General features: G+C 73.2%; 16 protein-coding genes and 1 pseudogene. 6 read left to right on the forward strand and 11 right to left on the reverse strand.

Features of this window, described 5'->3' with window-relative positions; translation table 11 throughout:
- Positions 1 to 60: 60 nt before the first annotated feature.
- The 5 genes from OG627_RS32055 to OG627_RS32075 form a co-directional block, all read right to left on the reverse strand.
- The gene (locus OG627_RS32055; protein ID WP_329071126.1) at positions 61 to 981 is read right to left on the reverse strand and encodes a DMT family transporter; all 921 of its coding nucleotides are present in this window, start codon (positions 979 to 981) and stop codon (positions 61 to 63) included.
- 123 nt (positions 982 to 1,104) lie between these two features.
- A complete protein-coding gene (locus OG627_RS32060; RefSeq protein ID WP_329071128.1) occupies positions 1,105 to 1,992 on the reverse strand; it encodes a YhjD/YihY/BrkB family envelope integrity protein in 888 nt (295 codons plus the stop codon).
- An 86-nt stretch (positions 1,993 to 2,078) separates the two neighbouring features.
- Positions 2,079 to 2,828: a PIG-L deacetylase family protein gene (locus OG627_RS32065; RefSeq protein WP_329071130.1), complete on the reverse strand. Its 750-nt coding sequence runs from the start codon at positions 2,826 to 2,828 to the stop codon at positions 2,079 to 2,081.
- Positions 2,825 to 3,475 (reverse strand): DUF1796 family putative cysteine peptidase, encoded by a 651-nt coding sequence (locus tag OG627_RS32070; RefSeq protein WP_329071132.1) that lies wholly within the window; start codon positions 3,473 to 3,475, stop codon positions 2,825 to 2,827. The genes OG627_RS32065 and OG627_RS32070 overlap by 4 nt, the downstream gene beginning before the upstream one ends.
- A 77-nt stretch (positions 3,476 to 3,552) precedes the next feature.
- A complete protein-coding gene (locus OG627_RS32075) occupies positions 3,553 to 4,725 on the reverse strand; it encodes a hypothetical protein (RefSeq protein WP_443073575.1) in 1,173 nt (390 codons plus the stop codon).
- Positions 4,726 to 4,898: 173 nt separating this feature from the next.
- On the opposite strand from OG627_RS32075, the gene OG627_RS32080 reads away from it, so the two are divergent.
- Positions 4,899 to 5,417, forward strand: a complete 519-nt coding sequence (locus OG627_RS32080; protein WP_329071136.1) for a nuclear transport factor 2 family protein — start codon at positions 4,899 to 4,901, stop codon at positions 5,415 to 5,417.
- Positions 5,418 to 5,473: 56 nt separating this feature from the next.
- On the opposite strand, the gene OG627_RS32085 is transcribed toward OG627_RS32080, so the two are convergent.
- A complete protein-coding gene (locus tag OG627_RS32085; RefSeq protein WP_329071138.1) occupies positions 5,474 to 5,830 on the reverse strand; it encodes a PRC-barrel domain-containing protein in 357 nt (118 codons plus the stop codon).
- Between the two features lie 218 nt (positions 5,831 to 6,048).
- Here OG627_RS32085 and OG627_RS32090 point away from each other — a divergent pair, with 218 nt between their 5' ends.
- Positions 6,049 to 6,537, forward strand: a complete 489-nt coding sequence (locus OG627_RS32090) for a GNAT family N-acetyltransferase (protein WP_329071140.1) — start codon at positions 6,049 to 6,051, stop codon at positions 6,535 to 6,537.
- Between the two features lie 12 nt (positions 6,538 to 6,549).
- Here OG627_RS32090 and OG627_RS32095 read toward each other — a convergent pair whose 3' ends face one another.
- The 3 genes from OG627_RS32095 to OG627_RS32105 all read right to left on the reverse strand — a co-directional run bounded on the left by OG627_RS32095 (position 6,550) and on the right by OG627_RS32105 (position 8,319).
- Complete coding sequence (locus OG627_RS32095) at positions 6,550 to 6,921, reverse strand: VOC family protein (protein WP_329071142.1); 372 nt, start codon at positions 6,919 to 6,921, stop codon at positions 6,550 to 6,552.
- Between the two features lie 94 nt (positions 6,922 to 7,015).
- The gene (locus tag OG627_RS32100) at positions 7,016 to 7,660 is read right to left on the reverse strand and encodes a phosphatase PAP2 family protein (RefSeq protein WP_329071144.1); all 645 of its coding nucleotides are present in this window, start codon (positions 7,658 to 7,660) and stop codon (positions 7,016 to 7,018) included.
- The gene (locus OG627_RS32105) at positions 7,657 to 8,319 is read right to left on the reverse strand and encodes a DedA family protein (RefSeq protein WP_329071147.1); all 663 of its coding nucleotides are present in this window, start codon (positions 8,317 to 8,319) and stop codon (positions 7,657 to 7,659) included. Before OG627_RS32105 ends, OG627_RS32100 begins: the two co-directional genes overlap by 4 nt.
- 115 nt (positions 8,320 to 8,434) lie before the next feature.
- Here OG627_RS32105 and OG627_RS32110 point away from each other — a divergent pair, with 115 nt between their 5' ends.
- Complete coding sequence (locus OG627_RS32110) at positions 8,435 to 8,809, forward strand: BlaI/MecI/CopY family transcriptional regulator (RefSeq protein ID WP_329071149.1); 375 nt, start codon at positions 8,435 to 8,437, stop codon at positions 8,807 to 8,809.
- Positions 8,806 to 9,753: a M56 family metallopeptidase gene (locus tag OG627_RS32115; RefSeq protein WP_329071151.1), complete on the forward strand. Its 948-nt coding sequence runs from the start codon at positions 8,806 to 8,808 to the stop codon at positions 9,751 to 9,753. The genes OG627_RS32110 and OG627_RS32115 overlap by 4 nt, the downstream gene beginning before the upstream one ends.
- Before the next feature lie 175 nt (positions 9,754 to 9,928).
- On the opposite strand, the pseudogene OG627_RS32120 reads toward OG627_RS32115, so the two are convergent.
- Positions 9,929 to 10,336, reverse strand: a pseudogene (locus OG627_RS32120) (hypothetical protein); the annotation flags it as partial.
- 229 nt (positions 10,337 to 10,565) lie between these two features.
- On the opposite strand from OG627_RS32120, the gene OG627_RS32125 reads away from it, so the two are divergent.
- The gene (locus tag OG627_RS32125; protein ID WP_329071153.1) at positions 10,566 to 11,540 is read left to right on the forward strand and encodes an SRPBCC family protein; all 975 of its coding nucleotides are present in this window, start codon (positions 10,566 to 10,568) and stop codon (positions 11,538 to 11,540) included.
- A gap of 8 nt (positions 11,541 to 11,548) precedes the next feature.
- On the opposite strand, the gene OG627_RS32130 is transcribed toward OG627_RS32125, so the two are convergent.
- Positions 11,549 to 12,349, reverse strand: coding sequence for an MgtC/SapB family protein (locus OG627_RS32130; RefSeq protein ID WP_329071155.1), 801 nt, complete (start codon positions 12,347 to 12,349; stop codon positions 11,549 to 11,551).
- Positions 12,350 to 12,547: 198 nt separating this feature from the next.
- Between OG627_RS32130 and OG627_RS32135 the strand changes: the two genes are divergently transcribed.
- Complete coding sequence (locus OG627_RS32135) at positions 12,548 to 13,669, forward strand: acyltransferase family protein (protein ID WP_329071157.1); 1,122 nt, start codon at positions 12,548 to 12,550, stop codon at positions 13,667 to 13,669.
- Positions 13,670 to 13,745: the final 76 nt, after the last annotated feature.

A 13,745-nucleotide genomic window follows, 5' to 3' on the forward strand; every position in this document is an offset into this window, starting at 1 on the left:
CGTGCCGGCGTGCCGCGCGCACGCCCGCACGGCTCCGGCCGTTTCGGCGGCCGGCGGGTTTCAGCGGCCGGCGGCGCGCCGGCCCCAGGACGTGCCCGCCAGGACCAGTACGGCGCCGAGCAGCCCGGCCGCGCCCAGCCGCTCGCCGCCGAGCGTGATCCCGACCGCGGCCGCCCACAGCGGTTCCGTACCGAGCAGCAGACTGACCCGCGACGGCGAGGTGCGGCGGACCGCCCACATCTGGACAGCGAACGCGGCCAGCGTGCAGAACACCGACAGGAAGAGCAGCGCCGCCCACTCCCGGGCCCCGAACCCGGCGGCCACCGTCCACGGCGCCGGTCCGCTGCCGGGCAGCGCGGCCAGCACCGCGAACACCGCGACGGCGCCGCCGAGCTGCACGGTCGTCAGCGACAGCGAGTCCGCGCCCCGCACGGCCCGGCTCCGGGACATGGCCAGCACATGCGCGGTACGGGCCAGCGCGGCCAGCAGCATCAGCAGATCGCCCACCGACGGCGTGGTGAATCCGCCGCTCTGGGTCAGCAGCACCACGCCCGCGACCGACAGCCCGGCCGCGGCGACGAACGAGGCGGGCGGCCTGACCCGGGTGACGGCGGCCTCGGCGAGCGGGGTGAAGATCATGGTGAGGCTGATGATCAGCCCGGCATTGGTCGCCGATGTGTGCACGACACCGTACGTCTCCAGCAGGAAGATCCCGCTCAGCACCAGCCCGAGCGCCCCGGCGCCCCGCCACTGCGCCGCGCTGAGCGCCCGCAGCCCGCGCCACCCGGCGACCACCAGCACGGGCAGCACCACCGCGAAGCGCAGCACGAGCACGGCGAGCACCGTCGTGCCCGTGGTGATGCCCTTCGCGGTCAGATAGCTGGCGCCCCACACCACGGCGACCAGCAGGACCGGCAGATCGGTCGCCCAGGCCCGGCGCGGCGCGGGCAGGGACACGGAGGAGGCGGCGAGCGACGACATCGGGGACGGTCTCCAGCGGGTGCGAGGGGCACGGGGCTGCGGAGACGGCGGCGGCTCGCGCGGAGCGATCACCGTACCCGCGTTCGCTCCGGCCGGGAAGTGGAGGGACCGGCGGACCGCCGCTCAGCGGCCCCCCGCGTCCCCCCGCGCCCCCTGGGCGCCGTCCCCCTCGACGAGCCGCCGCCCCAGGCGCAGCCGGGTGCGGTGGTCGTGGTACAGACGCCCCACCAGCGCCCCGCCGTACACGACGAAGCCCACGCCGACGAGCCAGGACTGGAGCACCAGCACCGTCCCGAAGGGCCCGTAGGTGACGGCGTTGGAGGCGATCAGCGGGGAGAAGACGACCCGGGAGAAGAACCGCAGGCCGAGCAGGCCCAGCGCGATCGCCACCGCCCCCGGCAGCAGGGGCCGCCAGCGGACCCGGCCCGCGAGCAGCAGGTGCTGGGACCACCAGAAGAAGAGGAACGTCCCGACCAGATCGCCCACCGTGGCGAGCACCAGCGCGACCGGGGAGTCGGACGTGACCGGCGTGTTGACGAAGATGAGCAGGAAGACGACGAGGACCGCGAGCCACAGCACATGGCGCCACATGGTGTGCCAGCGGGCCGTCGGCAGCTCCCAGACCCGCTCGTAACCCGTCTGCACCGCGCCCCCGAACGTCAGACCGAACGCGGCGAGCGCGGCGAGACCCAGCGCCGTGGTCCGCTGCAACGCCTGCCCCGGTCTGCCGAACAGCTGCTGGATCTCCTCCTGCGACGCCCCGGACACCCCCAGCCCCTGCCCCAGCCAGCGGGCGAAGCCGTGGCCGCTCGCGGGGTCCGCCGCCGCGACGAGGATCAGCAGGGGCACCAGCGTCAGAAAACCGAGCGCGGCGAAGCTCATGGCCCGGTGCATCAGCTCCATGTCGCGCCCGCGGTTCCAGGTGAGCACGGCGGGCGCGGCCAGGGCCTGGTGGAACAGGCTCCGCAGCCGCTGCCCGGTCCCCGGCGTACCGAAACGCTTTCGGGTCATGTCTCGTCTACTACCCCGCGGGGACCCCGCGTCCCGGGAACGGCCCCCGGATGGGCGTGCCGCCGGACGTGCCGCGGCTCACCGGCTCACGCGGGCCCCGTCAGCTCCCAGACCCGCTCGGCGCGCAGCGGCCCCCCGCGCGCCAGCAGGCTCCCGTGGTCGACGGCGAGCGGCGCGAGCTGCGAGGCGTAACAGAGCACCGCCGCGCGCTTGGCCGCCCACTGGCGGTCCGTGAGGACCGCGTCGTGGGCGATACGGGTACGGAAGCGGCCCGCGATCTCCCGGTACGCCACCCCGAAGTCCTTGTTCTCCAGCAGGGCGGCGTCCGTCCCGGCCGTGCCCCACTCCGGCAGATGGCCCGTGTAGGGCAGATCGGCGTAGACGAGGGGCAGCGGCCTGCCGAGCTTCTCCAGGACGGCCAGCGCGCGGTCGCGGACCTTCGCGTGGTCGGGCTGGTTGGTGGCCAGCGGGATCAGCACACGGGCGGCCGGATCGAGGTCCGCCAGAAAGGCGTCGATCTCGTCCGGCGCGCCGTCGCTCCCGTACCCGTAGGGGCCGTCGGGATGGGCCAGGACGACCCGCTCCACACCGAGCACCGCACAGGCCCGCGCGTCCTCGGCGAGGCGGGCGAGGTGCGCCTCCCCGGCGGAGGAGAACCCGCAGGTGCGGTCCCACCAGGAGACCTCGTGTCCCGGAGCGGGCGCGCCGCCGTGGACGGTCACCACGGTGACCGGGGAGTCCAGCGCCGGGATCAGTCCCGCCAGCGAGAGCGCGGCGTCGTCGAAGTGCGGGGAGATGATCACGGTCGCTGCCGGTGCGGGGGGTGGCGTGGTCATACGGAGTCGCTCCTGTCGTTCGCGGTCGTACGGGGACGGGGGCCGGCGAACCGCACCCCTTGGAACGCGGCGTCCCACGCGGCGTCGTCGCCCTGCCACCGGCCCGGGAGAGCCGCCACGGTGCCCCAGCGGATCCCGGGCCCCAGCCCGGCGGCGTCCGACGGCGGGGTGCGGCGCAGCCAGAGCAGATCGAACCGGTGGCCGGGATGCGCCGTCGCGAGGGTCAGCCGCAGTCGGCGCAGATCGGCGGCGGCCAGCTCGTCGAAGGCGTCGTGGTGGACGTACAGCACCCGCGCGGACGATCCGGCGAGGGTGCGCCAGCGATCGGCCAGTGCCTGGAACTTGGCTCGGACACCGGCGAGTTGACGCTCGATGTCCGGTGCGGTGAGCGTGGCGCCGGAGGAGGGCCGGAAGTCGTGGAAGAAGCGGATGTCGCTGCCCCGGTCCAGCGCGCAGTGGCCGTCGCCGAAGGGCTCGACCATCCCGGGCCGCAGGACGTGCGCGAAGTCCCCGGCGATCGTCTCCACGACGGACTCGAATTCGAGATCGAGCCAGTCGAAGAAGTGCGCGCGGTCGTTGCCGGTGATCCGCCGGATCTGGTGGGTGGACTCGCAGTGGTAGCCCAGCCCGACACAGCTGTCGTACATCTCTGCCCTCCCGGACGCGATGGCGGTGGTGGCCGCGGTGCCTCCTGGCGCGACGGCGGCGCTCCTTCGGCGCTCCCTCAGGGGCTGATCCGCCGCAGGAGCAGGCCCGTGCTGCCGCGCTTGCTCAGATAGGCGCGTCCCGCGCAGACCGCCTCGACCCGCGGCGGCGCCAGCACGACCTCCTCATCGGCGCGCCACACCGCCGACCGCTCCAGCCACGGGCGTACGCGGGTGCGCAGCGCCTCGGGTTCGAGGGCGACGAAGAGGAGCGAGGTGGGCAGGTCGTCGAGGAGCGCCAGGTCCTGGCCGTAGTAGAGCATCTCGATCAGCAGATGCGCGGCGGCCGGGGCGGTGTCCTCCTTGGCCAGCGCGGCGAGATCCGCGCCGTCCGCGGTGACCCCGCCGGTCCCGGCGAGCGCGGCGGTCAGCCGGGGCAGGAAGACCGGATTGGGCTCGGTGGCCCGCACGGCGAGGCCCGCCGCCGCGAGCCGGCCGGTCAGCGCGCCCTCGCAGGCCCCGACCTCCACCACCCCGCCGCCTCCGGCAGGGCACCGCTCCCGTATCCACCGGGCCGTGGCGTCCAGCCGCTGTGCCTCGTACGGCGAACTCCCGAACTCCCAGGGGTCCACGACGGAGGCCGCCTCCTCGTCCAGGCTGGCGAGCAGGGCGTACAGCCGCTCGCGCTGGTCGGGGTCGGCGTCGAAGAAGCGCTCCGTGGCGGGGATCCGCGCCGTCTCCACCACGAACTCGGGATCGGGCTCGGTCAGCAGGTGTGCGCACGGGCCGTTGACGAACCCGAGCTTCGCCGCGACCCGCTCCCGGTCCAGCGGCCGGTCGAGATCGCTGAGGAACTGGAGGTACGGCGAGTGGCCGACGGCGTGGTGGACCTCGGCCCCGGCGCTGCCGAGGACGGTGGCGGCGATCGCGGTGTCGCGCCCGAGCCGGCCGCGGCCGCGGCGGTTGTCCGCCGGGGAGTGCGTCCAGATCCGCGGCGTCCCCCCGGCCGCCGCGTCGCGCAGCAGCGCGGCGATGGCCGCGGGGCCCGGCGAGACGATGTCCGGTGTCACGGGCCCGACACGCGGCGCGAGCAGAGCGAGGCGCTCGGCGGCGTCCGTCCCCGGAGCGAGGGTGAGCGTCCCGGCGCGGTCGCCGAGGATCACCCGGATCTCGCCACCGCGCTCGTCGGTGAGTACGGACAGGAAGTCGAGGACGGCGTCCTCGGCCCGGAGCACGACAACGATATCCATCACGGCGGTTCGGTCCTCGGTACGCGGCTGACGGAGGGAAGGGGACATGACACCGGGCGTCGGCATGCAGGGACCCTAGCGGTCGCGCGAGGTGTGGTCCAGACCAATCGGGCCTACGGTCGCCGCATTTCGGCCACCGCCGCACGGGGACGGCGCCGTGCTGGTAGGAAGTGGTCATGACAGACGATCAGCCGGCGGACGCGACGGCGCACGACCCGTGGAATACGGCGGGGAACGGGATCGACCCGGTGGAACGGCTGCTGGCCGAGCGGGCCTGCGAGCGTCTGATCATCGAGTTCGTCCGCAGGCTCGATCTCGGCGAACCCGGCACCGTGGCGGAGCTGTTCACGCCCGACGGTGTCTGGGAATGGCCGTACGACGACCGCCGGGTGACCGGCAGGGACGCGCTGCGCGACTACTTCGGCTCCCGGCCCGCGGACCGGCTGTCGCGCCGGATGTGTACGAACATCCTGGTCACCCTGGATTCCCCGACCACGGCCTCGGCCACCACGTACTTCGCCACGTACCGGGTGGACGGTTACCAGGGCGGCATGGTGCCGACCCGGCTGCCGGCCAATATCGGCCACTACGAGGACACCTTCCGCAAGGAGGGCGGCCGCTGGCTCCTCGCCACCCGGACGACGTTCCTGCCGTTCGGAGGGGGCACGGAGCGGCTCGCCGCGCCCTCCTCCTGACCCGGCCGTGCGGCTCGGCGGCCCGGCCGTACGGCTCACCGGCCCGGCCGTGCGGCTCAGCGGCGGCCGAGCCGCCGTTCGCCGTTCGCGCCCGTGGCATAGGGCAGTCCGTAGTGCGCGAAGACCGCCGGCTCGTCCGTCGCGAGAAGCTCGCCGTCGAGGTCGATCGACGGCGCCTCCTTGGCCAGTTTCTTGTCCCAGACGACCTTCAGGTACCCCGGTCCCACGGTGGCGTCGGTCAGCGGGACGAAGACCAGGCGCCGCTGGGTGGGCAGACCGATGGTGACCGTCGCGAACGAGGGGGTGTCCGTCGCCGTGTCGACGTACACGGCTTCCAGCGAGCCGATCTTCTTCTTCTCGGAGTCGACCACATCGTGGCCCCGCCACTCCCGGATGTCTTCGGCCTCGAACATGCGCTTCCCGCCTCTTGTCTGCTGAAATCCGCCGGGTGGTACGTCCGGGTGGGGCGACGATGCCGCCGGTCCTCGGGTACCCGGTTTTCCGGAGAGTACCGGGCCCGGCACGCGCTCCCGCGAAACCGGGCCGCGACGCCCGGCGCGGCCCGTCGCGGTGTCACGCCCAGGGCGAAAAACACTGGTGGCGAGGGAGCCGGCGACGGCATCCTGTGCCCATGCTGATCAGGGAAGCCACCCCCGGGGACTGGCCCGCCATCTGGCCCTTCTTCCACCGGATCGTCGCCGACGGCGAGACCTTCACCTATCCGGCCGACTTGACGGAGACGGAGGGCCGCGACCTGTGGACCCAGGCCGCGCCGAACCGCACCGTCGTCGCGGTCGACGACGCAGGAACGGTCGTGGGCACCGGCAAGATGAACACCAATCACCTGGGCAACGGCTCGCACATAGCGGGCGCCAGCTACATGGTCGACCCGGCGCACGCGGGACGCGGTGTGGGCAGGGCCCTGTGCGCGTACTCCATCGAGTGGGCCCGTGCGGCCGGATTCCGCGCCATGCAGTTCAACGCCGTCGTGGAGACCAACACCCACGCGCTGAAGCTGTACGAGTCGCTCGGCTTCGAGGTGATCGGCACACTGCCGGAGGGTTTCCGGCATCCGACGGAGGGCTACGTGGGGCTGCGCATCCTGCATCTCAGGCTCTGAGGGCCCGCGCGGTCACCGGTCCTGGAGCACGGACAGCACATTCCCCGCCGGGTCGGTGAACCAGGCGATGTACGGGCCGCCGCCCCGGAAGATCCCCTTCTCGTCCGCTTCCATGCCGGGGTAGCGCTCGAAGCGCACCCCCTTGCCGCCCAGCTCCTCCACCGCCGCCTCGATGTCGTCCACCGGGAAGTTGAGGACGGTGAACGACGCCGGGGAGTGACCGGGCTTGGGGTAGACGAGCACGACGGCGCCGCTGCCGAGGTGCAGGCGCAGCAGCCCGTACTCCTCGGACACCTCCAGCCCGAGCGTCTCGCCGTAGAACCGCCGGGCCTTCTCGATGTCGTCCACGGCGAATCCGCTGAATGCCTTGGTCGTGCCGAACATGGCAGGTCCTTCCCTCGCTCGGGACTCTCTTCCTCACGGTAGACGCCCGCCGGGCCCGGGACTCATCGGCCGCCCGGCGGCCGGTCGGGACGGCTCACCGTCTGGCGACCAGGGGCCGCAGCCGGGTCTCCCGCAGCCGCCCCGCCAGCGGCGCGGTGCGGCGGGCGGCGGTCATCAGCGGCCAGGACACCAGAACCCCCACCGCCAGCCCCAGGGCCACGTCGTGCGGATAGTGCGCCCCCACCCACACGCGCGACGCCGCCATCAGCAGCGCGGCGGGTACGGCGAGTGCCGCGAGCCTGCGGTCGGTGAAGAACAGGACCGTCGCCGCGGCCGCCGCGATGACGGCGTGGTTGCTCGGCAGCGACCAGTCGCCGAGCGCGGGACACGCCTCCACGGTGACCACGTGCAGCGTCCGGCAGGGGCGCTGCTCCCGCAGCAGTGACTTGAGCGCGCTGTTGACGACGAAGGCGGCGAGCACCACCACGGGCGCCGCCAGCGCCAGCATCGCCCGCGCCGGACCCGCGGCGTCCCGCGCTCCCGACGCCGGGCGCCGGGCGCGCCACCACACGGCCAGCAGCAGCGCACCGAACAGCGCGAGCCCGTAGGCCGACCAGAGGGAGATCGCGGTGTCCAGCGGGCCGGGGGAGCGGTGCGCCAGCTCCGTGACCGAGGTGTACAGGCCGTCGTCGAACCAGTGGTCGTCGCCGACGAACGCGGCCGCGCCGCTCGCCGTCATCGGGTGCTCCCCCGGGCGGCGCGCCGCGAGCGCAGCAGTTCGAGAGCGAGGGGGAGCAGCGACACGGCCACCACGAGCGCGACGACGGGCAGCAGATAGCGGTCGACGTTCGGCACGGACGACCCCAGCGCGTAGCCCGCGAGCACGAGCCCGACCGTCCAGAGCGCGCCGCCGAGAACCTGCCAGAGGGTGAAGACACGCGCCGGTACGTTCAGGGCCCCGGCCAGCGGGTTGAGCACGGTGCGCACGACGGGGACGAAGCGCGCCAGCACGATGGCCTTGGCATGGCCGTACCGTTCGAGGAGTTCCTCGGCGCGCGCCGCGCCCTCGCGCAGTTTGCGGGCCCGGCCGCGCGCCAGCAGCGCCCGGCCGCCGCGCCGCCCGATCCAGAAGCCGGTCTGCGCCCCCAGCAGGGCGCCGGCCACCGCCGCGAGAAGCACCTGCGGCAGCGAGAGGTGCACCGCGCCGCCGATGCCGGGGACGCAGAGGAGCCCGGCGGTGAACAGCAGCGAGTCACCGGGGAGGAAGAAGCCGATCAGCAGGCCGGTCTCGGCGAAGAGGACGACGGCGATGCCGAGGGCACCGAAGGCGGCGAGCAGCGAGCCCGCGTCGAGGGGATTCACGGCCTGCGGCATCGCCGCCAGCGCGGATACGGCCATAAGAGGGGCTGCTCCCATAATGGTGGGCAGGGGGAACCTGCATGACGATCCGATTGACTACAATTCTGTAGACGGTCTACTTCACTGTAGACGAAGGAAACGGGAGGGGCGTTCCATGGGCGACCGGAGCGCGGAGCGGCGGCCGGCGGGGGAGCTGGAGGCCGGTGTGCTGGCGGCCCTGTGGGCGGCGGCCGAGCCGCTCACCCCGGCCCAGGTGCAGCGGGTGCTCGGTGTGTCGCTCGCCCGCACCACGGTCACCACCATCCTGTCGCGGCTGTACGAGAAGGGCAGCGTCAGCCGGGTGCGGGCGGGCCGCGGCTACGCGTACACACCGACCGAGGACGCCCCGGGGCTCACCGCCCGCCGGATGCACACGGAGCTGGCGAAGGACGAGGACCGGGGCGCGGTCCTGGCCCGGTTCGTCTCCCAGCTCAACAACGAGGACGAGGCGCTGCTGCGCTCCCTGCTGGACGGCGGGGAGGCCCGATGACACTCCTCGTCTGGGTACCGCTGCTGATGCCGTTCCTCGCGGTCCCCGCCGCCCGCCGGGTCGCCGCCGCGCTCGCGCCCCGCCACGCGGCCTGGCTGCTCACCGCCGTCGCGCTCACCCTCGCCGCCAGCAGTTCCGCCGCCCTCGCCGTGCTGGTCGTGCCGGGCGCGTCCTACCTGCCCCTCGTCGCCGTCCTCGGCGATCTGGTCGAGCCGCTGACCGCGGGACCGCCCCCGGTCGCCGTGGCGCTCGCGCTGGCCGCCGGGGGCCTGCTGCTGTGGCGTACGGCGCTGGTGGCCGCCGCCGCGCTGCGCGAGCGGGCCGAGCTGCGCCGGGCCAGGGCCGCCGTCGCCGGTACCCGGGACGAGCTGGCCGTCCTGCGCGACGATCGGCCCGACGCGTACGCGCTGCCGGGCCGCCCCGGCCGCATCGTCGTCACCACCGGCATGCTGCGCGCCCTGGAGCCCGCCGAGCGCGAGGCGCTCTTCGCCCACGAGCGCGCCCATCTGCGCGGCCGTCACCATCTCCTGCTCGTCCTGGTGGAGCTGGCCGCCCGCTGCCATCCCGCGCTGCGCGCCCTGCGCGAACCCCTCGCCTACGCGCTGGAGCGCACCGCCGACGAATCCGCGGCGGCGGCCGTCGGCGACCGCCGGCTCGCCGCCCGCGCCATCGGCAGGGCCGCGCTCGCCACCAGGGCGCCGCTGCCCGCCAGACCGGGCGCTGTCCGCGCGGCGACGGCGGGGCCCGTGCCGCGCCGGGTCGCCGCGCTGCTCGACACCGCCACGGCCGGGCGGCCGGTCCTGCCCCGCACCGGCCGGCTCGTCGCCGGCGCGCTGCTGGTGTGTCTGGCGGCCTCCGGCGCCACGGCGATCGGCGCGGCGGACGACCTGCACACCCATATCGAGATCGCCCAGGGGGAAACGGCGGCGGACGCCGCGCGCTGACCCCGTACACCCGCGCGCCGGATCGCCTCCGTCACCGGATCATCATCCGTACAGCGGACCATCATCCGTACAGCGGGCCGAAGGGCAGCGGGCCCCCGAGGTATTCGCCCCGCTCGCCGTACGCGAGCGGGGCCGGAGCGGTGAGAGAGGGTTCCAGCAGGGATCTCCCGGGCAGCGCTACGGGAGTGATCAGAACGGGCAGCGCCCGGTCCATTCTCAGCGCGTCCACGGATTCCGCGAGCAATTCGTATTCCGTGGTGTCGTCGCGGGTGGCGACACGAATGAGACGCCCCGCGGCCAACTGCTCCGCGATCATGTCCTGATGGGCCACGTCGTCCCGCCAGGCCCGCAGGGTGGCCGGTACGTCCGGCACGCTCTCCCCGACCGGAGTCAGTGCCCTGGCCGGAAAGTGGTCCCTTTCCGGGCTGGGGTCGAGCCGTTCCGCTATCCAGGTCGCCCGGTCCCGCAACCACCACAGTGCAAGAGGCAGAGTGGGGGCGCGATAGGTGCCCAGGGGTACGCCGATCCGCTGTCCGCCGCAGATTCCGTACGCGGTGACATGGCACAGGAATTCGTCATGCACGGCCGCTCTCCTTGCGCCGTTCTGTCGTGCCTGGTGGCCTGGGCCGCAGTGCTGTTCAGTGACGTCGCGCGGTCTCGCGGGGCGAATGCGCAGATCGATTCCGCCGTATGGCGGAGATCGGCCTCCGAATGCCCGAACCTACAACTATGCGGGAATTGGTGACGAGCTGTCACCAGGAAATTCCGGCCAGAGTTCGCACCGCTGTCGACGCGACGGAGGACGACATCCCATGAACACGAACCCCGACCCCCGCCCCCACCCGGATCCGGACCCGGGTCTGGACAACGCCACCCTGACCACGGCGGACGGCCGTACCGCGCTGCGGATGGAGCGCGGGCTCGCGCATCCGCCCGAGCGGGTCTGGGCCGCCCTCACGGATCCCGCCGCGCTGGGGAAGTGGTTCCCCGCCACGGTCGCGCTGGACCTCGCCCCGGGCGGCCGGATGGACTTCCGCTTCCCCGGCGCCGATGCCGCGGCCGACGGGATGACCGGCACCGTCACCGATGCCGAGGAGCCCCGGCTGTTCGCCTTCACCTGGGGCACCGACCATCTGAGCTGGTCCATCGCCCCCGACGGCGCCGGGTCCCGGCTCACCCTCGTCCACACCTTCGGCGATCTGCCCGGCGCCGCGAGCTTCGCCTCCGGCTGGCATCTCTGCGTCACCGCGCTCGCCCAGCTGCTCGACGGCGCGCCCGTCTCGCCCGGCCGGGACACCGGAGCGCTGCACGAGTCGTACCTGCACGCGTTCGGCCTCGACCGCGGCACCGTCGAGACCGTACCCGCGCCGGAGACCGAGCCTGCGGGCGGAGCGGGCGGTACGGGCGGAGCGGCGGGCGGTGCGGCGGGCGGTGCGGGCGGCTCCGTGCGGCGGGTCCGCTTCGAACGCCAGCTGGTCCGGCCGGCCGAGACCGTCTGGGAGGTCCTGTCGGCGGGTATCGAGCCCGTCGCCGGACTGCCCGTCCCGGAGGGCTTCACCGCCGAGAAGGTCCCGGCGGGCCCGGTCACCGAGGTCCGGCCGCCGGTCTCCCTCACGTACCAGTGGGAACCCGATGCGGCGGTCAGCTGGGAACTGGGCGAGGGCACCGGCCACGGTGCCCGGCTCGTCCTCACCCGGACCGGTCCGGAGGGGTTCGACACGGACACCGCCCTGACCGTGTGGCACGCCAGGATCGAGCGGCTCGCGGCGGCGCTCCTCGACCGCTGAGCGTACGGTCAGTCGCCGATCTCGGCCTCCAGGGACGACACGCTCAGCACCTCGTCGAACTCCGCCACCTCGGCGACCAGTTGATGGACGCTGCCGGTGCCCTCGACATCGACGTACACCAGGGCGGTCCCGGCGTGGAGATCTTCCTGTTCGTCCTGGTCGGCGGGGAGCGTGGCCGCCCGGTCCACCCGGATCCGCGCCACCTCGAAGCCCTGGCCGGCGATGTGCTCCAGCACCCGCGTCAGCACCCCCGTACCCACGCGGTAGGACAGATGCAGCCGTGTCTGCTCGGTGCTGGCGAGGGCCGGGACGCGCCGGGTCAGCCACGGGTAGCCCTGGATGACGAGGAAGTGCACGAGGGTGGCCCCGATGGCCAGCAGCGGCAGCCCGCCGCCGCACGCCATGCCGATGGCACAGGTGAGCCAGACCGTGGCGGCGGTGGTCAGTCCCCGTACGGCGTCCCGGCGTACGAAGATCAGCCCGCCGCCGATGAAGCCGATGCCGGAGACGATCTGCGCGGCGACGCGCGACGGGTCGAAGGAGACGTTCTCCAGCCCGAGCACCGCGTTGAAGCCGTGCTGCGACACCACCATGAACAGTGCGCTGCCCACACCGACGAGGGTGTGGGTACGCAGCCCCGCGCTCTTCTGCTGGGTGGCCCGCTCGGCTCCGATCAGGCTCGACAGCAGCAGCGCGAGACCCAGCTCGGCGAACTGGCGCGCGCCTTGTCCCGCGTCCGGATCGAACAGCGGAACGGCCAGCACGGGATGCGCGACGGATGCGACGGACGTGACGGACGCGATGGGCAACGGATCCTCCTCACCGTGGAGTGCCGACGACGGTACCGGGGGAGCCGGCATCGGTCGTGGCCGGTCCGGTCCCGGCCACCCGGGTGGAGAGCGGGCGGCAGACCTCGTTAGGGTGCCTTGAATGTTTCCTTCGCGGTTTCCCCCCACGAACTTGCTAAGAGGCGTCCGTGATCTCCCGCGTTCCCTCCGGGAGGCAGTATGACGCAGACCACAGAGCAACACGCCGACCGGACCGGGGCTCCGACGGCCGCCCCGGCGGCGGGCGCGACGGCCGGGACACCGGGCAAGAAGAGGGACGCGTTCTTCGACAACGCGAAGTACCTGGCGATCGTCCTGGTCGCCGTCGGGCACGCCTGGGAGCCGCTGCGGGACAGCAGCCGGGCGGTCTCCGCGCTCTACGTCGTCGTCTACACCTTCCACATGCCGGCGTTCATCATCATCTCCGGCTACTTCTCCCGCAGTTTCGACTTCCGCCCCGACCGGGTGCGCCGGCTGATCACCGGCATAGCCGTCCCGTACATCGTGTTCGAGGTCGGCTACAGCCTCTTCCACCGGTACACGGACAACGATCCGTCCATGGAGATCAGCCTGCTGGATCCCTGGTACCTGACCTGGTTCCTGCTCGCCCTCTTCATCTGGCGCATGACGGCCCCCATCTGGCGTCTGGTCCGGTGGCCGCTCCCGCTCGCGCTGGTGATCGCCGCGCTCGCCGTCGTCTCGCCGGACATCGGCGACGACCTCGACCTCCAGCGGGTCCTCCAGTTCCTGCCGTTCTTCGTGCTCGGTCTCCAGCTGAAGCCGGAACACTTCCAGCTGGTGCGCCGCAGGGAGGTGCGTCTGCTGGCCGTTCCGGTCTTCGCGGCCACCGTCGCCTTCGCCTACTGGGCGGTCACCCGGATGAACATGGACTGGTTCTTCCACCGTGACAGCGCCCAGGAGCTGGGGGCGCCCTGGTGGGTCGGGATCCTGATGTCGCTCGGCCTCTTCGGCTGCTCACTGATCCTGACGGCCTGCTTCTACGCGTGGGTGCCCGGCCGCCCCATGTGGTTCACGGTCCTGGGCGCGGGCACGCTCTGCGGCTATCTGCTGCACGGATTCCTCGCCCAGTCCGCCTCCACCTGGCACTGGTACGACCCGCGGTGGCTGCACGAGCCCATGGGCGCCGTCTTCGTGACCGTCCTCGCCGCCGCGATCGTCACCGCGCTCTGCACGCCTCCGGTCCAGCGGGTCTTCCGCTTCGCCCTGGAGCCCGAGATGGCCTGGGCCTTCAGACGCGAGAGCGCCGGACGCGCGGGCCGGGACACGAAGCCCCGGTCGTAGGGAGTGTCCGCCGGACGGAGAACGCGCGGGGCGGTGGCTTTCCGCCACCGCCCCGCGCTCACCGTGAACCGGTGCT

Source organism: Streptomyces sp. NBC_01429, from assembly GCF_036231945.1.
GTDB lineage: Bacteria > Actinomycetota > Actinomycetes > Streptomycetales > Streptomycetaceae > Streptomyces.